14 protein-coding genes are annotated in these 17,170 nt (G+C 68.6%); 13 read left to right on the forward strand and 1 reads right to left on the reverse strand.

The genetic code is table 11. The features are described from left to right. Positions 1–128: 128 nt before the first annotated feature. The 13 genes from AC1Q5A_RS10010 (at position 129) to AC1Q5A_RS10070 (ending at position 15,145) form a co-directional block, all read left to right on the forward strand. Entirely contained in the window at positions 129–917 is a 789-nt protein-coding gene (locus AC1Q5A_RS10010; protein ID WP_492700567.1) for an SDR family oxidoreductase, read from the forward strand. Next, on the forward strand, positions 910–1,872 hold the full coding sequence (locus AC1Q5A_RS10015) for a Zn-ribbon domain-containing OB-fold protein (RefSeq protein WP_492700568.1): 963 nt from the start codon (positions 910–912) through the stop codon (positions 1,870–1,872). Before AC1Q5A_RS10010 ends, AC1Q5A_RS10015 begins: the two co-directional genes overlap by 8 nt. Before the next feature lie 8 nt (positions 1,873–1,880). Beyond that, the gene (locus AC1Q5A_RS10020) at positions 1,881–3,014 is read left to right on the forward strand and encodes an acyl-CoA dehydrogenase family protein (protein WP_492700569.1); all 1,134 of its coding nucleotides are present in this window, start codon (positions 1,881–1,883) and stop codon (positions 3,012–3,014) included. Beyond that, positions 3,011–3,424: a MaoC family dehydratase gene (locus tag AC1Q5A_RS10025; protein WP_492700570.1), complete on the forward strand. Its 414-nt coding sequence runs from the start codon at positions 3,011–3,013 to the stop codon at positions 3,422–3,424. Before AC1Q5A_RS10020 ends, AC1Q5A_RS10025 begins: the two co-directional genes overlap by 4 nt. Further along, a complete protein-coding gene (locus AC1Q5A_RS10030) occupies positions 3,421–4,599 on the forward strand; it encodes a lipid-transfer protein (RefSeq protein ID WP_492700571.1) in 1,179 nt (392 codons plus the stop codon). Before AC1Q5A_RS10025 ends, AC1Q5A_RS10030 begins: the two co-directional genes overlap by 4 nt. Positions 4,600–4,609: 10 nt before the next feature. Beyond that, a complete protein-coding gene (locus AC1Q5A_RS10035) occupies positions 4,610–5,791 on the forward strand; it encodes an acyl-CoA dehydrogenase family protein (protein WP_492700572.1) in 1,182 nt (393 codons plus the stop codon). A 65-nt stretch (positions 5,792–5,856) separates the two neighbouring features. Next, positions 5,857–7,638 (forward strand): long-chain-acyl-CoA synthetase, encoded by a 1,782-nt coding sequence (locus AC1Q5A_RS10040; RefSeq protein WP_492700573.1) that lies wholly within the window; start codon positions 5,857–5,859, stop codon positions 7,636–7,638. Continuing rightward, positions 7,631–8,737 carry an MBL fold metallo-hydrolase gene (locus AC1Q5A_RS10045; protein WP_492700574.1) on the forward strand — a complete coding sequence of 369 codons (1,107 nt, stop codon included), beginning with the start codon at positions 7,631–7,633 and terminating at the stop codon, positions 8,735–8,737. Before AC1Q5A_RS10040 ends, AC1Q5A_RS10045 begins: the two co-directional genes overlap by 8 nt. Continuing rightward, positions 8,734–9,918 carry an acyl-CoA dehydrogenase family protein gene (locus tag AC1Q5A_RS10050; RefSeq protein ID WP_492700575.1) on the forward strand — a complete coding sequence of 395 codons (1,185 nt, stop codon included), beginning with the start codon at positions 8,734–8,736 and terminating at the stop codon, positions 9,916–9,918. The genes AC1Q5A_RS10045 and AC1Q5A_RS10050 overlap by 4 nt, the downstream gene beginning before the upstream one ends. 10 nt (positions 9,919–9,928) lie before the next feature. Continuing rightward, positions 9,929–11,068 carry an acyl-CoA dehydrogenase family protein gene (locus AC1Q5A_RS10055; RefSeq protein WP_492700576.1) on the forward strand — a complete coding sequence of 380 codons (1,140 nt, stop codon included), beginning with the start codon at positions 9,929–9,931 and terminating at the stop codon, positions 11,066–11,068. Further along, positions 11,069–12,772 carry a class I adenylate-forming enzyme family protein gene (locus tag AC1Q5A_RS10060; RefSeq protein ID WP_492700577.1) on the forward strand — a complete coding sequence of 568 codons (1,704 nt, stop codon included), beginning with the start codon at positions 11,069–11,071 and terminating at the stop codon, positions 12,770–12,772. Positions 12,773–12,852: 80 nt separating this feature from the next. Then, positions 12,853–14,070 (forward strand): alpha/beta hydrolase family protein, encoded by a 1,218-nt coding sequence (locus AC1Q5A_RS10065; protein ID WP_492700578.1) that lies wholly within the window; start codon positions 12,853–12,855, stop codon positions 14,068–14,070. Between the two features lie 655 nt (positions 14,071–14,725). After that, positions 14,726–15,145 (forward strand): hypothetical protein, encoded by a 420-nt coding sequence (locus AC1Q5A_RS10070; protein WP_492700579.1) that lies wholly within the window; start codon positions 14,726–14,728, stop codon positions 15,143–15,145. Between the two features lie 25 nt (positions 15,146–15,170). Here AC1Q5A_RS10070 and rpoD read toward each other — a convergent pair whose 3' ends face one another. Continuing rightward, positions 15,171–17,048, reverse strand: coding sequence for an RNA polymerase sigma factor RpoD (gene rpoD, locus AC1Q5A_RS10075; protein WP_492700580.1), 1,878 nt, complete (start codon positions 17,046–17,048; stop codon positions 15,171–15,173). Between the last annotated feature and the right edge of the window lie 122 nt (positions 17,049–17,170).

Genomic DNA, 17,170 nt, shown 5'->3' on the forward strand with positions numbered 1-17,170 from the left:
GCGTGCGTTCGTGGTGCTTGCCATGGTCAGTGCCGCAGACGGCAGCAACATCGTCCGATTGGACGTTGCCGCTGCCGGCATGCCTGCCTAGATTGCATCCCGCAACGACACCCTCAGAACAGGCAGCGATGGGCGCGAACCAGGACTTTGCAAACCGCGTGGTACTCGTCACGGGCGGTACCAGGGGCATCGGCCGGGGCATCGCCGAAGCCTTCCTCGCGGCCGGCGCGACGGTGGTGGTCTGCGCGCGCAACCCGCCGCCGGCGCCGGCCGCCGCCGCGGGACGCACGGCAGGGTTCCTGCCCTGCGACGTGCGCGAGGCCGAGGCCCTGGCCGCGCTGGTGGCGACCATCGTGCAGCGCCACGGCCGGCTCGACGTGCTGGTGAACAACGCCGGCGGCAGCCCGATGGTCGATGCCGCCACCGCCTCGCCGCGTTTCCACGAGAGCCTACTGCGGCTGAACCTGTTCGCGCCCCTGCACGCGGCGCAGGCCGCCAATGCGCAGATGCAGCGGCAGGCCGAGGGCGGGGTGATCCTGATGATAGGCAGCGTCAGCGCGCTGCGCCCCTCGCCCGGCACCGCGGCCTACGGCGCGGCCAAGGCGGCGGTGCTGAGCCTCGCCTCCTCGCTGGCGGTGGAGTGGGCGCCCAAGGTGCGCGTGGTGGCGGTCAGCCCCGGCCTGGTGCGCACCGAGCAATCGCATCTGCATTACGGCGACGCGGCCGGCATCGCGGCAGTGGGCGCCACGATCCCTGCCGGGCGCATGGCTGAACCGGCCGACGTGGCCGAGGCCTGCCTGTTCCTGGCCTCACCGCGCGCGTCCTACATCAGTGGCACCAACCTGCTGTTGCACGGCGGCGGCGAGAAGCCCGCCTTCCTGGCGGCGGCGAACGCGAAGGAGAATCCAGGTGGCTGATCCCGACTGGATGAAGGAAGTGCGCGCCCTGGTGGGCAAGGAATACGGCCGTGTCTACGGCTGGGATCCGGTGAACGCGCCGATGGCGCGGCAGTGGGCCGAGCTGATGGGCGTGGACAACCCCTTGTATGCCGAAGGCAAGGCGGTACCGCCGGCAATGCTGCAGGTGTGGTGCATGGAAGGCCCGCAGACCAACCATTACCCGCCGGGCTCGACCAGCGAGAATCCCTACGAGGCGCTGAAGCTGATCGAGGCGCAGGGTTATCCCTCGGTGGTGGCGGTCAATTCCGAACTGGAGTTCGACCGTTACGTCGTGCCCGGCGAAAGGCTCTACTACACCACCCGGCTGGATTCCGTCGGCGAGGAAAAAACCACCGCGCTGGGCACGGGTTTCTTCGTCACGCTGAAGATGACGTATTTCTCGCAGCGCCCCGAGGGCGACGAGGAAGTCGGTCGCCTGCTGTTCCGCGTATTCAAGTTCAAGCCTGCCCACGTGCCCAAGCCTGCCGCCGACAAGCCGGCCGGTCCGCCAAAGATCAAGCGTCCCGCGCCCGGCATGAGCGACGACACCCGCTTCTTCTGGGACGGTGCACGCGCCGGCAAGCTGCTGATACAGCGCTGCAAGGCCTGCGGCGCGCTGCGCCATCCACCGGGGCCGTGCTGCCCGGCCTGCCATTCGTTCGAGTGGGACACGCTGGAGGCCAGCGGCCGCGGCACGATCTATTCCTTCGTGGTGATGCACTATCCCGAGGTGCCGCCGTTCGAGCACCCCAACCCGATCGGCCTGATCGAACTGGAGGAGGGCATGCGCCTGGTTGCGCAACTGGTTGGCGTCAAGCCGGGCGATGTCAGGATCGGCGACCCGGTGCAGGTCGAGTTCAACCGCTACGAAGTCGGCGCGCCGGACGGCGACGACGACATCGTGCTGCCGCAGTTCCGTCCGGTGGCGGGTTGAGTCGCGCCATGGACTTCCGACTCAGCGACGATCAGCAGGCATTCGCCGAAACCGCCGCCGCCCTGTTCCGCGAGCACGGCAGCGACGACGCGCTGCACGCCCACGACGTCTCCGGCGCGCCCTACATGCAGGCGCTTTGGCCGGCCTGCATCGAGATGGGCCTGCACGGCATCGTGGTGCCCGAGGCGGCCGGCGGCCTCGGCCTCGGCATGACCGAACTGCTGGGCGTGCTGGTGGCGCAGGGTAGCGCGCTCGCGCTGGTGCCGCTATGGGAACACCAGCTGGCCGCGGCCACCGTCGCGCGCTTCGGCGACGCGGATTTCGAGGCGCGCCAACTGCCGGCGGCGATGGACGGCAGCGCGTTGTGGACAGCCTCGCTGGCGGGGCTGGCCGATCCGCATGGCGCGAGCCTGCGGCTTTCGCGCGACGCCAGCGGCTGGCGTGTCGACGGCCGGCTCGCCGCGCTGGCACTGGGCGGCGACGCGCAGTGGGCGCTGCTGGGCGCGGAATTCGACGGTGCACCGCGGTTGCTGGCGCTCGAACTCGCACAGGCCGGCGTGGTGCGCCATGCGGGCCTGGCCCAGCACCATCTCGGCGTCGCCGACCTGGTGCTCGACAACGTGGCGCTGGAGCCGGGCGCGGTGCTGGCGGATGCCGCGCACGCGTGGTTTGAACCGCGAGCGATCGCCTGCCTTGCCGCGTTGCAGCTCGGCGTCACCCAGGAACAGTTGCGCCGCACGGTGCAGCACGTCGGCGAGCGCAAACAGTTCGGCCGCGCGATCGGCAGCTTCCAACTGGTGGCTGGTGCGCTGGCGGACGGCTACATCGGCACCGAGGCGATGCGCGGTGCGCTGTGGCAGCTGGTATACCGGCTCGATGCCGGGCTCGGCGCGCTGCCGCAGGCGCTGGCGGTGCGCGCGCAGGCCTGCGACCTTGGCCACCAGACCGGGCACAAGGCCCAGCACGTGCACGGCGGCGTCGGCGTGGACGTCAGCCACCCGATCCATCGCTTTCTGTTCTGGAGCCGCGCGCTCGCCGTGGCGCTCGGCGGTGCCGAGGCGCAGCTCGCGCGGCTCGGCGACTGGCTCGCCGAGCACGACCAGCTCGGCTGGAAATACGACCTACCGGAAGACGCCCCATGACCACCACCCGCGCGTTCGACAGCGTCAGCGTCGGCGACGAATTGCCGCCGCTCGCGATTCCCATCACCGTGCAGCTGATCACCGGCGGCGCAATCGCCACGCGCGACTACTTTCCCGGCCACCACGACCTCGAGGCCGCGCGCGCGCTGGGCTCGCCGCACATTTTCATGAACATCCTCACCACCAACGGCCTGGTGGAACGCTACGTCGAGGGCTGGGCCGGGCCGCAATGCCGCCTGGCGACGCTGAAGATCAAGCTGGGCGCGCCGAACTATCCCGGCGACACGATGACCTTCAGCGGCGCGGTGAGCGACAAGCGCGAAGCCGACCGCAGCATCGAGGTGACGCTCAAGGGCGGCAATTCGATGGGGCCGCACGTCAGCGGCACGGTGAGGGTGCATCTGCCATGAACGCTAACGGTATTGCCGGGCGTGCCGCGATCGCCGGATTGGGCGCCACCGAATTCAGCAAGAACTCGGGCCGCACCGAGCTGCGCCTCGCGATGGAGGCGACGCTGGCCGCGCTGGCCGATGCCGGCGTCGCGCCGGCGGAGGTGGACGGCTTCTGCTCCTACTCGGTCGACAAGGTGCCCGAGTACGAGATTGCGCGCCTGCTCGGCGCGCGGGACGTGAAGTTCTTCTCGCAGATTCCGCACGGCGGCGGCGCGGCTTGCGCGCCGGTGCTGCACGCGGCGATGGCGGTGGCCACCGGCGTGGCGAAGACCGTGGTGGTCTACCGCGCAATGAACGAGCGCAGCTGGTACCGCTTCGGCAGCGGCAGCTACGGCTTCGCCTCCACGCCGATCTTCGAGAACGTCAACTACGGCTGGTACATGCCGCACGGCTTCCACACACCGGCGGCGTGGGTGGGCATGTTCGCGCGCCGCTACATGCACCGCTACGGTGCGACCAGCGAGGATTTCGGCCGCGTCGCCGTGGCGGTGCGCGATTTCGCCGCGAGCAACCCGGCCGCGTTCTTCCACGGCAAGCCGATCACGCTGGAAGAGCACCAGCGGAGCAAGTGGATTTGCGAGCCGCTGCACCTGCTCGACTGCTGCCAGGAGAGCGACGGCGCGGTGGCGATGGTGGTCACCTCGGTCGAGCGTGCGCGCGACCTGAAGCAGCGACCCGTGGTGGTCAAGGCCGCGGCGCAGGGCATCTCCAGCGGCCAGCAGATCATGACTTCGTTCTACCGCGAAGACATCACCGGCCTGCCCGAGATGGGCCTGGTCGCGCAGCAGCTGTGGCAGCAGAGCGGCCTCGGTCCCGCGGACATCCAGACCGCGGTGATCTACGACCACTTCACCCCATTCGTGTTGCCGCAGCTGGAGGAGTTCGGCTTCGTGCCGCGCGGCGAGGCGAAGGAGTTCATCCGCGCCGGCCAGCACGCCCGCGGCGGCCGGCTGCCGGTGAATCCGCATGGCGGCCAGCTCGGCGAGGCCTATATCCACGGCATGAACGGCATCGCCGAGGGCGTGCGCCAGGTGCGCGGCAGCGCGGTCAACCAGGTCGCCGACGTGCGTCACGTGCTGGTCACCGCTGGTACCGGTGTACCCACCAGCGGCCTGATCCTGGGCACGGACTGAGGGGCACGCAATGTTCATCGACCTGAGTCCGGAACAGCACCGCCTGCGGTTGGAGGTGCGCGACTACTTCAACGCGCTGATGACGCCGGAGTTGCGCCAGCGCCTGCGCGGCGCCGAGGGCGGCGAGGAATACCGCCGCGTGGTGCGCCAGATGGGCCGCGACGGCTGGCTCGCGGTGGGTTGGCCGAAAGAATACGGCGGCCAGGGTTATGCGGCCACCGAGCAGCTGATCTTCTTCGAGGAGGCGAACATCGCCGGCGCACCGCTGCCGTTCGTCACCATCTCCACGGTGGGGCCGGCGCTGATGCAACATGGCACCGCCGTGCAGAAGCAGCGCTTCCTGCCCGGCATTGCCGCAGGCGAGATCGTTTTCGCGATCGCCTATTCCGAACCGGGTGCGGGTTCCGACCTCGCCGCGCTGACGACCCAGGCGCAGCTGGTGGGGGACCTCGCCGTTGGCCATTTCGTGGTCAACGGCAGCAAGCTGTGGACCTCGGGCGCCGAGAGCGCCGACTATCTGTGGTTGGCCGCGCGCACCAGCGTGGAGCGGCCGCGTCACAAGGGCGTGTCGATCCTGATCGCCGACACCGCCGCGAAGGGCTTCTCGAGCACGTCGATCGAAACCGTGGGCAATCTCACCGCGGCGACCTACTACGACAACGTCGAGGTGCCGGCCGACATGCTGGTGGGCGAACTGCACGGCGGCTGGAAGCTGATCACCGCGCAGCTCAACCACGAGCGGCTGGGCCTGGGCGCCTGGTCGGACAAGGTGTTCGGTCCGTTCGCGCGCGTGCTGCAGTGGGCCAAGGCGCGCGACGAGCAAGGCCGCCGTGCGATCGACGCGCCGTGGGTGCGGCGCGCCTTCGCCGAGTGCTACGCGCGGCTGGAAGCGATGCGCATCATCAATTTCCGCATCGCCGCGGACCTTGAAGCCGGCGGCATGGACGTGGCGCTGGCCTCGGCCACCAAGGTCTACGGCAGCGAGGGCGTGATCGAGATCCTGCGCCGGCTGCAGGACATCGTGGGCGGCAGCGCGCTGGTGCGCGGCGGCTCCAGTGCGGCGTTCCTGCTGGGCGAGCTGGAGTATGAGATCCGGGCCAGCACCATCAACACCTTCGGCGGCGGCGCGAACGAGATCCAGCGCGAGTTGATCGCGCAGTTCGGCCTCGGCCTGCAGCGATCGCAGCACTGACGGCGGACCTTATGGGCGAACGGATCAAAACCCGGGAAATCGGGGCGGCAGCGACGCCAGCGCTGGTGTCACGCGAGGCAACCCAGGCCAAGCTGGACCTGCGCAGCGCCGCCGCCGCGCGCCATCGCGCCTCGCAGGCCGAGTGCATTGCCGAACGGCTCGAGGCCGCCGCGCACGAACACGGCGCGCGCACCGCGCTGATCTACGGCGGCGAACGGCAGTCCTACGCCGGGCTTGACCGCCAGGCGAACCGCGTTGCGCATGCCCTGCATGCGCAGGGCGTGCGCTGCGGCGACGTGGTCGCGATGTGCCTGGAGAACCGTCCCGCCTTCTTCCACGTCTGGCTGGGCCTGGCCAAGCTGGGCGCGGTGGCGGCCTTCCTCAACACCAATGTCCACGGCAAACCGCTGGAGCACGCGCTCGAAGCCACCGGCGCCACACGCGTGGTGGTCGGCGAGGAATGTCTGCACCTGTTCGCGGATCTGCAGGCCACGCCGCCGCTGTGGCTGTGGCCCGACGCCGAGCGCCCCGCCACGGCGGCGCAGCGCGCGCTGTGCGCGCTGGACCTGGCTGCCGCGGCAGCCACGGCAGCCGCGGACGCGCCGCCCGCCGCATGGCGTGCCGGCCTGGTCGCCGGCCGGCCGGCGGTCTACATCTTCACCTCTGGTACCACCGGGCTGCCCAAGGCGGCGGTGATCAGCCATGCGCGCTGGCTGATCACCGGCGACGTGATGCGGGTCACCATCGGGCTGGGCCCGGACGACTGCTTCTACACCTTTCTGCCGCTTTACCACGGCGCGGCCTCGCTGTCGGCCGCGGCCACCGCGATCACCGCCGGCGCCAGCCTGCTGCTGCGCCGCAAGTTCAGCCGTAGCGAGTTCTGGGCCGACGTGCGACGCTACGACGTCACCGCTTGCCAATATGTCGGCGAGATCTGCCGCTTCCTGCTCACCGAACCCGAGCGTGCGGAGGATCGCCGGCATACGCTGCGCATCATGGTCGGCGCCGGGCTGGCGCCGGAGATCTGGGAGCAATGGGTGCGCCGCTTCGGAACCATGGACATCTACGAGGGCTGGGGCTCGACCGAGGCCAACGCCAACGTCATCAACGTCGACAACCGCGCCGGCAGCTGCGGGCGCGTGCCGTACTGGGACAAGACCAATCTGCGCCTGGTGCGCTACGACATTGAGAGCGGTAGCCACCCGCGCGGCCCGGACGGTTTCCTGCAGCTGGCGGCGGTGGACGAGCCGGGCGAGGCGATCGGCATGATCGTCGACCTGCCGGACGTGGTCGCCGGCCGTTTCGAGGGCTATACCTCGGCCGTGGCGACCGAGCAGAAAATTCTGCGCAATGTGTTCCGCAAGGGTGACGCCTGGTGGTCTTCCGGCGACCTGCTGCGCTGCGATGCGGACGGCTACTGCTGGTTCGTCGACCGCATCGGCGACACCTTCCGCTGGAACAGCGAGAACGTTTCCACTGCCGAGGTGGCCGACCAGCTCGGCGATTTTCCCGGCATGGAGGCGCTCACCGTCTACGGCGTACAGGTGCCGGGCCACGAAGGCCGCGCCGGCATGGCTGCGGTGGTGATGCAGCCCGGCCGCGCCTTTGATGCAACCGCGTTCTGGGCGCTGGCGATGCAGCGGCTGCCGCGCTATGCCGCGCCGCTGTTCGTGCGTGTGGCGCCCGCGGCCGACATGACCGGCAACTACAAGCTGCGCAAGGTCGACCTGCAGCGCGATGGCTTCGACACGGCGTGGGTCGCCGACCCGCTTTACGTGCGCGACGACGGCGCACGCAGCTATGTGGCGCTGACGCCGACGGCGCTGCAGCGGGTGCTGCATGGCTGAGCATGCACCCACCGGACACACGCCGCGCGCCGCGGCGCCGCTGACCTATCCGCTGCAGCCGCCAACGGCGGACGGAGCGGTGGTCGAGGTCGCGCCTGGCGTGCTGTGGGCGCGCATGCCGATGCCGATGGCGCTCGATCACATCAATGTTTACCTGCTGCGCGGCGAGCGCGGCTGGACCGCGGTCGACACCGGCCTGAACGCGGAGCGCACGCGCGAGCTGTGGGAGCATATCGCCGCGCACCACCTGGACGGGCTGCCGATCGAGGCCTTGGTGTGCACGCACTGGCATTACGACCACGCCGGGGTGGCGCACTGGTTCGCCGAGCGCTTCGGCGTGCCGGTGCACATGACGCTCGGCGAGTACTACGTGATGCGCACCTACGCCGAGCCGCCGCCCGATCCGCTGCCGCCAGCGCGGTTGGGCTTCTACCTGCGCGCGGGCTTGTCCGCCGAGCGCGTGCGACAGTTGTTCGACGACGTGCGTCGCGATCGTTTTATGGCGCCTGCGCCGCCGTCGTTCCACCGCCTGCGCGATGGCGACGAGCTCGCGATCGGTGCGCGCCGCTGGCGCGTGGTGGTCGGCGAGGGCCATTCGCCGGAGCATGCCTGCCTGTACGACGCCGAGGGCGGCCTGCTGCTGGCTGGCGATCAGCTGCTGCCGCGCATCTCCTCCAACGTACTGGTCGGCGACATCGAACCGGAGGCCAATCCGCTGGCGTTGTGGCTGGCCTCGCTGGCGCGCCTCGAACGGCTGGCGCCCGATACGCTGGTGCTGCCCTCGCACCAGGAGGCGTTCCGCGGCCTGCGCCTGCGCACGCGCGAACTCGCCCGGCACCACCAGCAGCAGCTGGACACTCTGCGCGACCTTCTGCGCGCGCACGGGCATGCCAGTGCATTCGAGACGATGCAGCAGCTGTTTCCGCGCCGGCGCGGCGCGATCGACGACATGCTGGCGCTGGGTGAAACCATCGCCCACCTGTCCTGGCTGTACCACGCGGGCGAGGCACGGCACCGGCTCGACGACGGCGGCATCCGCCGCTACGAACTGGTCGAGGCAGGCGGGCAGCCGCGGCACACCACGGGAAATCCCCCATGAGCGATATCGAAAGCTTCCGCACCGAGACGCGGCAGTGGCTGGAAGCGAACTGCCCGCCCGCGATGCGCCAGCCGATCACGGCGGAAGAGATGGTCTGGGGCGGCTCGCAAGTCACGTTCTGCAGCGAGGAGCAGCGCCTGTGGTTCGAGCGCATGCGCGAGCGCGGCTGGTTCGCGCCGGGGTGGCCGGCCGAGTACGGCGGCGGCGGACTGGATCCGCGCGAGGTGCGCGTGCTCGAAGAGGAGATGCGCCGCCTAGGCTGCCGCCAGCCACAGTACAACCTCGGCGTCTGGATGCTGGCGCCCGTGCTGCTTGCGCATGGCACGCACGAACAGAAGCTCGAACACCTCGTACCGATGGCGCAGGGCCGTGTGCGCTGGTGCCAGGGCTTCTCCGAGCCCAACGCCGGTTCGGACCTGGCCAGCCTGAAGACCCGCGCCGAACTCGCCGGCGACGACTTCGTGGTCAACGGAGCGAAGATCTGGACCAGCTACGGCGACCATGCCGACTGGATGTATGCACTGGTACGCACCGACCCGACGGCGAAGAAGCAGCAGGGCATCAGCTTCGTGCTGATCGACATGAAGAGCCCGGGCATCACGGTCAAGCCGATCGAGCTGATCAGCGGCAAGTCGAGCTTCTGCGAGGTGTTTTTCAACAACGTGCGGGTGCCGCGGCGGCAACTGGTCGGCCGGTTCAACGATGGCTGGACGCTGGCCAAGCAGTTGCTGCAGCACGAGCGCGCGGCGATGAGCAAGTTCACCGAAGGCGGCGCGCCTTCGCACGATCCACTGGCCGTGGGCAGGGCGTACCTCTACGACGAGGACGGCCGGCTGCGCGAACCCGATCTGCGCGCGCGCTTGGCAGGTGTGCTGATGGACGCGCAGGCGTTCGCGCTGACCCACCGCCGCGTCACCGAGGAGGCGCTGGCGCGCATCGACGTGAGCGGACCCGCATCGATCATGAAGCTGGTGCAGAGCGAGCAGGAGGTGGCCAAGTACGAGCTGCTGGTGCAGATGATGGGGCAGCGCGGCCTGGGCTGGGAGGGCGGGGAGTTCAGCCGCGACGAGCATGAGGTCTGCCGCAGCTGGCTGTTGGCCAAGACCTACACCATCGCCGGCGGCAGCAGCGAGATCCAGCTCAACATCATTGCCAAGCGCGTGCTTGGCTTGCCGGGATGAAGGTGGCGCCATGAGCCTGCTGCTGAACGAAGAACAGGGCCAGTTGCGCGACAGCGCACACGAGTTCCTCGCGGAGCGCTCACCGGTGGCGCTGCAGCGTGCACTGCGCGACCGCGACGAGGCACTGGGCTTCGAGCCTTCGCTGTGGCGCGAAGTGGCCGGGATGGGCTGGACCGCGGCGGTGTTCCCCGAAGCCTACGGCGGTCTCGATTTCGGCTGGCAGGGCCTGGCCTCGGTGTTCGAATACTCCGGCCGCACACTGGCGGCGCTGCCGCTGCTGTCCTCCGTGGTGCTCGGCGGCGGCGCCTTGCTGCGCCTGGGCGACGAGGCTCAGCGGCGGCGTTTTCTTCCCGGCATCATCGATGGCAGCTGCCGATTCGCACTGGCTCTGGAGGAGGGCGCCCGCCACGATCCGCTGCAGGTGCGCACGAGTGCGCGCCGTGACGGCGCGGACTGGCTGCTTGACGGCGAGAAGTGGTTCGTGATCGACGGCGTCGGTGCGCAGCAGCTGCTGGTGCTGGCGCGCAGCGCCGGCCATGCCGGCGAGGCCGCGGGCCTGAGCCTGTTCGTCGTCGATGCCGGCTTGCCCGGCGTGGACGTGGCGCGCACGTGCATGGTCGACAGCCGCAATGCCGCGCGCGTGCGCCTGGCGCAGGTGCGTGTGCCGGGCGACGCCCTGCTCGGCGCGGTGGACGAAGCGTGGCCCGCGCTTGACGGCGTGCTCGACCGCGCTCGCGCCTGCCTCGCCGCCGAGGCGCTGGGGCTGCTGCGCGAGGCCTTCGAGCGCACCGTCGCCTACATGAAGGAACGCGTGCAGTTCGACGCGCCGATCGGGTCGTTCCAGGCGCTGCAGCATCGCGTGGCGCGGCTGTACTGCGAGATCGAGCTGCTCGAAAGCTGCGTGCGCGCGGCCTTCGAGGCGATCGACGCGGGTGATGCCGTGCTGCCCTTGCTGGCGAGCCTGGCCAAGGCGCGCGCCTCCGACCTGTGCGGGCACGTACTGAACGAGGCGATGCAGCTGCATGGCGGCATCGGTGTCACCGACGAATTCGACCTGGGCCTGTTCGTGAAGCGGGCCCGGGTTATCCAGCAGGCGATGGGTGACGGTGTCTTCCATCGCGACCGCTATGCGCGACTGAAGGGGTTCTAGATGTCGACCACCGCCGAACTGCTGCAGCAGGCTGCACGTTGCGCGACGCAGCTCACCGCGCCGGGCGCGCCGTTCGAGCTGACCGAGGTCGAGCACGGCGGGCGCCGGCTCAAGGTGTACCGCCGGGCGTTCGCCACGCTGCCGGCGCTGCTCGACGCCGGCCGCGTGCACGGCGACAAGGAATTCCTGATCTGCGAAGGCGAGCGCTGGAGCTTCGCCCGCTTCTTCGCCGCAGCCGACGCGCTGGCTGGGCGCCTGCAGGCCGAACTGGGCGTCGGGCCGGGCCAGCGTGTCGCGATCGCGATGCGCAATCGGCCGGAGTGGGTCGTGGCCTTCGCGGCGATCGCGCTGGTCGGCGCGGTGCCGGTGCCGCTGAACAGTTTCGGCCTGCGCGACGAACTGCTGGCGGCGCTGCGCGAAGTGGAACCAGCACTGCTGTTCTGCGATGGTGAGCGGCGTCAGCGCATCGCGGACGACTTGGCCGCGCTGGGCATCGTCGACGTGCTGGTCCAGGACGCGCCCGTGCCCGGCGACGGCGCGCGGGATTTCGCCACCCTGACGGCTCCGGGCGGCCCGCAGGCGCGAACGCCGGCGCTGGCCCCCGACGATCCGGCGCTGATCCTGTTCACCTCGGGCGCCAGCAGCCAGGCCAAGGCCGTGCTGTCCAGCCAGCGCGCGGTGTGCCAGGCGATGCACAACATCGAATACATCGGCGCGTACTCCGCGCTGACCTCGCCTGCCGCGGTCGAGAAGCTGATGCAGAGCGGCCTGCCGCCGACCACGCTGACCGCGGTGCCGCTGTTCCACGTCAGCGGGCTGCACGCGCAGCTGCTGGCCTCGCTGCGCGGCGGCCGCCGGTTGGTGTTCATGCGCCGCTGGGACAGCGCGCGCGCGCTCGAGCTGATCCGCGCCGAGCGCATCACCCAGTTCAACGGCGCGCCAGCGATGGTGATGCAACTGCTCGCTGAGCCGGGCTTCGAGGCGGCCACCGCGACGCTGGCCGGCCTAGGCTTCGGCGGCGCCGGCCTGCCGCAGCGGGTGATCGACGACGTGCTGGCACGCCGGCCCGATTCGTTGTCGGGCATCGGCTTCGGCATGACCGAGAGCAACGGCGTCGGCGCGGCCGCGGCGGGCGCGCTGTTTTTCCGGCGGCCCACGAGCTCCGGCTGCCTGTCGCCGATCGTGGAATTGCGCGTGGTCGACCTCGACGGTGCGGCGCTGCCACCGGGCGAGGCCGGTGAGCTCTGGTTGCGCGGCGTCTGCGTGATGGACGGCTACTGGCGCAACCCGCAGGCGACCGCGCAGGCGTTGACCGACGACGGCTGGTTGCGCACCGGCGACATCGGCTTTATCGATGCGGACGGCTTCCTGCATGTGGTGGATCGGATCAAGGACGTCATCAACCGCAACGGCGAGAAGATCGCCTCGGCCGAGGTCGAGTCCTGTCTGCTGCAGCATCCGCAGATCCAGGAGGCGGTGGTGTTCGCGCAGCCCGACGAAGCCACCGGCGAGGCGGTGGTGGCTGTGGTCGTGGCGCGGGAGGGCGCGCCGCTTTCGACCGAGCAGGTGCGCGGCCACGTGGCAGCGCACCTGGCAGCGTACAAGGTGCCGCGCGAGGTGTTCATCCACGGCGGGCCGCTGCCGCGAAGCCCGAGCGGCAAGCTGCTGAAGCGCACGGTGAGGCAAGAGTATTTCGGGACCTGAGGCGTTGCCGCCGGTCGCAGGCCGCGACCGGTGCGCACCGTACGGCAGCCAGTTGGATCTCGGCAGAGGAGTGCACAGCCATGATGAGCATGTATCGCTGGTGGGGGGCGGCCGCGCTGGCCGCCACCCTGGTCGTCGCCGCGCCGCTGCCGGCCCGGGCTGCCGGCGGGACGGCGGTACCGGTCGCCGCAGCCAGCCCGGGTTCCCTGCTGTCGGCCGAGGCCACGCCGGTGCCGACGGTGCTCGCGCACGCGGGCGAGCGCTACCTGATCACCTACCGCAGCCGCGGCGTGCAGGGCGAGCCCATCGTGGTGTCAGGCTATGTGCTGCTGCCCAAGGGCCAGCCGCCCTTCGGCGGCTGGCCGGTGCTGGCCTGGGCGCATGGCACCACCGGCATCGCCGACATCTGCGCGCCGTCGGGCGATTTCCCCGGCGGCCCGGTGCACGATTACCAGCAACAGATGGAAGGCGCACTGGACTGGTGGCTGGCCCAGGGCTATGCGGTGGCCGCCACCGACTACCAGGGGCTGGGCACGCCGGGTGGCCATCCCTACATGGACGCCATCAGCCAGCTGCACACCGTGGACGATGCGGTGCGCGCCTTGCACAAGCTGCGCCCGCAAGCGTTCAGCCCCAACTGGCTCGTTATGGGCCACAGCCAGGGCGGCGCGGCGGCGCTGGAAGTGGCTGCGCATGGTCAGGCCGACGCGCCGGAATACAAGCTGCGCGGCGCAATCGCGATCGCGCCGGGTGGCTACAGCTACGCGACGATCACGCAATACCTGCTGGCGCATCCGCACCCGCCGGTCGGCGTCGCGGTGTTCTTCCCGATCATGCTGGAAGGCGCGCAGACGGCCGATCCCTCGCTGCATGCCGACCAGTTGGTCAGCCCGGACATGCAGCCCTTGATGGCGCTGGCGCGCAGCCGCTGCTTGTCGGAACTGCGCCAGGAAGTCCACGAGAGCCCGGCCAGCGTGTTCAAACCCGGCGTCGACCTGAAGCCCCTGCAGGCCTATCTCGACCGCCAGGCCATCGAACACATGTCGCCGACGGTGCCGGTGATGCTGATCCAGGGCAGCGCAGACCGGCTGGTCGACCCGCGCGGCACGCAGGCCTACTACCGGCAGATCTGCGAGGCCGGCAAGACCGTGTTCTACCACGCGGTGGCCAACGGCAGCCATGGCGATGCGCTGCGCCTGAGCCCGGACGGTGCACAGGCGTTCCTTGCCGACCTGGACGGATACAGGCCGCTGCCATCCTGCGCTACACCTGACGCCGCGGCACGCGGGGCGCACTGACCGGTACGTACCGTGCTGGGGAATGGGACCAGTGCCGGCGAGGGCAATCGACGTCGCCAGTATCCAACCGGAAGCTCCCCGTCACAGCGAATACCGTGCAATCACCTCGAACTTCTACTTCTGGAAAAGCGGCCGCTTCCAGTCGCCAAACATCTGGTGTTTCTGCGTAACGGATGGCCACTTTATGCTTTCAACGAGATCATAAAGTGGCCAAAGCGGCCACTTTATGGTTTCCAGCACAACAGTTGCTGCGATGCGCATGTCTTGGTGGGCCCACCAGGACTCGAACCTGGAACCAAGGGATTCGCGTGTTCCGGAGGTTTCCCTTCGGCGCGGACTATCTCTTCACCCTTCGCCCCGCGAGGCGGATGGGGTGCGGGACGCTCTAGCCTGTGATCAAGGGCGCTGAAGCCCCCAGGTAGTCTCTGCACCTTCCATCGGTGTACCGATGGCTTGGCTCAGGGTTGCCACCGGCCGCGCGTGCGCCGCTGAGGTTTCCCTGAATTCATCCCGTTCCCGTCCATGCATTCCTGCATGGCGGCACCTTTCGATGAGTCCCCTGCTCTAACCATTGAGCTATAGGCCCGTACGCCTATGGTAGCAACGGCCGTACACAAAGCCACTCCATACGCCGACTTTGGATTATGCTTTTGTGATGAAATCCAAACTTTCTTGCGTTGTGTGCGACACCATCCTGACGGGCAGGCAGCGCCGATTCTGTTCTCGCGTTTGCAAGAACTGGGACACCAATCATCGGCACCAAAGCTATTCCAGCCAGCAGTCACGCGGCCTGCTGCGAAAGCGACAACTGGTGGAAGCAGCGGGGGGATGCTGCGTGCGGTGTGGTTATCGCGCGAATCTTGCAGCGTTGACTTGGCATCATCGCAACCCCGCACACAAATCGTTCAACCTTGACATGCGCGCGCTCTCGAATCGGAGCATGGCCGAAGTCGAGGACGAGCTGGCCAAATGCATCTTGCTGTGCGCCAATTGCCATGCGGAAGAACATAACCCCGGAATGGCCACGACAAACCGCGGTTCCAGAAAAGACAACGGCCGCATAAGCGGCCGTTGAAAGAAGCATCGCAGGAGACCGGCGCCTACTCGACGTCGAGGAACGAGCGCAGCTGTTCCGAGCGGCTGGGATGGCGCAGCTTGCGCAGTGCCTTCGCCTCGATCTGGCGGATCCGCTCACGCGTGACGTCGAACTGCTTGCCGACTTCCTCCAGGGTGTGGTCGGTGTTCATGTCGATGCCGAAGCGCATGCGCAGCACCTTCGCTTCCCGCGGGGTGAGCCCGGCGAGCACGTCGCGCACGGTTTCCATCAGGCCGGTCTCGGTCGCCGAGTCGATCGGCGAGCTGGCGTTGCCGTCCTCGATGAAGTCGCCCAGGTGGGAATCCTCGTCGTCGCCGATCGGAGTTTCCATCGAGATCGGTTCCTTGGCGATCTTCAGCACCTTGCGGATCTTGTCCTCCGGCATGTCCATTTCCTTGGCCAGTTCCTCCGGCGTGGCCTCGCGGCCGAACTGCTGCAGCATCTGGCGGGAGATGCGGTTCAACTTGTTGATCGTCTCGATCATGTGCACCGGGATGCGGATGGTGCGCGCCTGGTCGGCGATCGAGCGGGTGATCGCCTGGCGGATCCACCAGGTGGCGTAGGTCGAGAACTTGTAGCCGCGGCGGTATTCGAACTTGTCCACCGCCTTCATCAGGCCGATGTTGCCTTCCTGGATCAGGTCGAGGAATTGCAGGCCGCGGTTGGTGTACTTCTTGGCGATCGAGATCACCAGGCGCAGGTTCGCCTCGACCATCTCCTTCTTGGCACGGCGTGCCTTCGCCTCGCCGCTGGCCATGGCGCGGTTGATGTCCTTGATGTCGATCAGCGGCAGGAACAGCTTGCGTTCGATCGCGGCGAGCTTCTCCTGCTCGGCGTCGATCGCCTCGCGGTGGACCTTGATGTTTGGCGACCATTTCTGGCGCTTGCGGCTGAGCTCGGCCACCCACTCTAGGTTGCCCTCGTTGCTGGGGAACGCCTTGATGAACTCGGCCTTGGGCATCTTCACCTGCTTGACGAAGATGTCCATCAGCACGCGCTCGTGGTGACGGATGTCGTTGACCACCTCGCGCAGCTTGCGCACGAAGCCGTCGATCAGCGCGCTGGGCAGCTTGAGCTTGAGGAACTCCTCGGCCATCTGGTCGCGCAGCTTGACGATCTTCTTGTCGGTGATGCTGGCGGCTTTCGGCGCGGCCTTCTGGAACTTGGCGTAGTGCTCGCGCAGCAGCTCCATGCGACGCTTGACCTCTTCCGGGTCGGGGCCGCTGGGGCCGGCTTCTTCCTCGTCCTCGGTGGCGGTTTCCTCGTCGTCGGTATCGGCGTCGTCCTCACCGACTTCGGGCTCGGGCGCCAGCAGCGCAGCGGCTTCCTTTTCCTTGCGGGCGAGGTCGGCGGCTTCCTCCAGATCGAGGAAGCCGGCCAGAATCTCGCTGAGGCGGCGCTTGCCGTCCAGGTGCTGGTCGTATTCCTCCAGCAGCAGCTCGATGGTCAGCGGGAAGCTGGCCAGCGCGGTCTGCACCTGGCCCAGGCCTTCCTCGATGCGCTTGGCGATGGCGATCTCGCCCTCGCGGGTGAGCAGCTCGACCGTGCCCATCTCGCGCATGTACATGCGCACCGGGTCGGTGGTGCGGCCCACCTCGGAATCCACCGCGGAGAGCAGCGCCACGGCTTCCTCGGCGGCGGCCTCATCGTCGGTGCTGCTGCCGGCCTTGTCGGCCAGCGGGTCGGTGTCCGGCGCGGCGTCGTGCACTTCGATGCCGACGCCCTTGAGCACCGCCATGATGTCTTCGATCTGCTCCGGGTCGACGATGTCGTCGGGCAGGTGGTCGTTGATCTCGGCGTAGGTCAGGTAGCCCTGCTCCAGGCCCTTGGAGATGAGCGCCTTGATTTCAGACTGTTGCTCGTGGGGAGCTTTGCTATTCATTCACCGACCGCCGCAAGGTTCAAGAACCGGACATTATAGCGATGTGCTGCTTTTTTGACCAGATTTCAAGTGGAAAAAGTCGAGGGAGGACACGCAAAAATCGCGCCAGATCGCGGTGTTGC

The organism is Rhodanobacter sp. GW835-FHT13D09 (genome assembly GCF_058793995.1).

What these genes read in the sequence shown, in the direction of transcription:
- AC1Q5A_RS10070 (WP_492700579.1), top strand. Translation starts at nt 14,726, where the DNA reads ATGAAATCCAAACTTTCTTGCGTTGTGTGCGACACCATCCTGACGGGC.
- AC1Q5A_RS10030 (WP_492700571.1), top strand. Translation starts at nt 3,421, where the DNA reads ATGAACGCTAACGGTATTGCCGGGCGTGCCGCGATCGCCGGATTGGGC.
- AC1Q5A_RS10055 (WP_492700576.1), top strand. Translation starts at nt 9,929, where the DNA reads ATGAGCCTGCTGCTGAACGAAGAACAGGGCCAGTTGCGCGACAGCGCA.
- AC1Q5A_RS10020 (WP_492700569.1), top strand. Translation starts at nt 1,881, where the DNA reads ATGGACTTCCGACTCAGCGACGATCAGCAGGCATTCGCCGAAACCGCC.
- AC1Q5A_RS10050 (WP_492700575.1), top strand. Translation starts at nt 8,734, where the DNA reads ATGAGCGATATCGAAAGCTTCCGCACCGAGACGCGGCAGTGGCTGGAA.
- AC1Q5A_RS10010 (WP_492700567.1), top strand. Translation starts at nt 129, where the DNA reads ATGGGCGCGAACCAGGACTTTGCAAACCGCGTGGTACTCGTCACGGGC.
- AC1Q5A_RS10065 (WP_492700578.1), top strand. Translation starts at nt 12,853, where the DNA reads ATGATGAGCATGTATCGCTGGTGGGGGGCGGCCGCGCTGGCCGCCACC.
- AC1Q5A_RS10045 (WP_492700574.1), top strand. Translation starts at nt 7,631, where the DNA reads ATGGCTGAGCATGCACCCACCGGACACACGCCGCGCGCCGCGGCGCCG.
- AC1Q5A_RS10060 (WP_492700577.1), top strand. Translation starts at nt 11,069, where the DNA reads ATGTCGACCACCGCCGAACTGCTGCAGCAGGCTGCACGTTGCGCGACG.
- rpoD (WP_492700580.1), bottom strand. Translation starts at nt 17,048, where the DNA reads ATGAATAGCAAAGCTCCCCACGAGCAACAGTCTGAAATCAAGGCGCTC.
- AC1Q5A_RS10025 (WP_492700570.1), top strand. Translation starts at nt 3,011, where the DNA reads ATGACCACCACCCGCGCGTTCGACAGCGTCAGCGTCGGCGACGAATTG.
- AC1Q5A_RS10035 (WP_492700572.1), top strand. Translation starts at nt 4,610, where the DNA reads ATGTTCATCGACCTGAGTCCGGAACAGCACCGCCTGCGGTTGGAGGTG.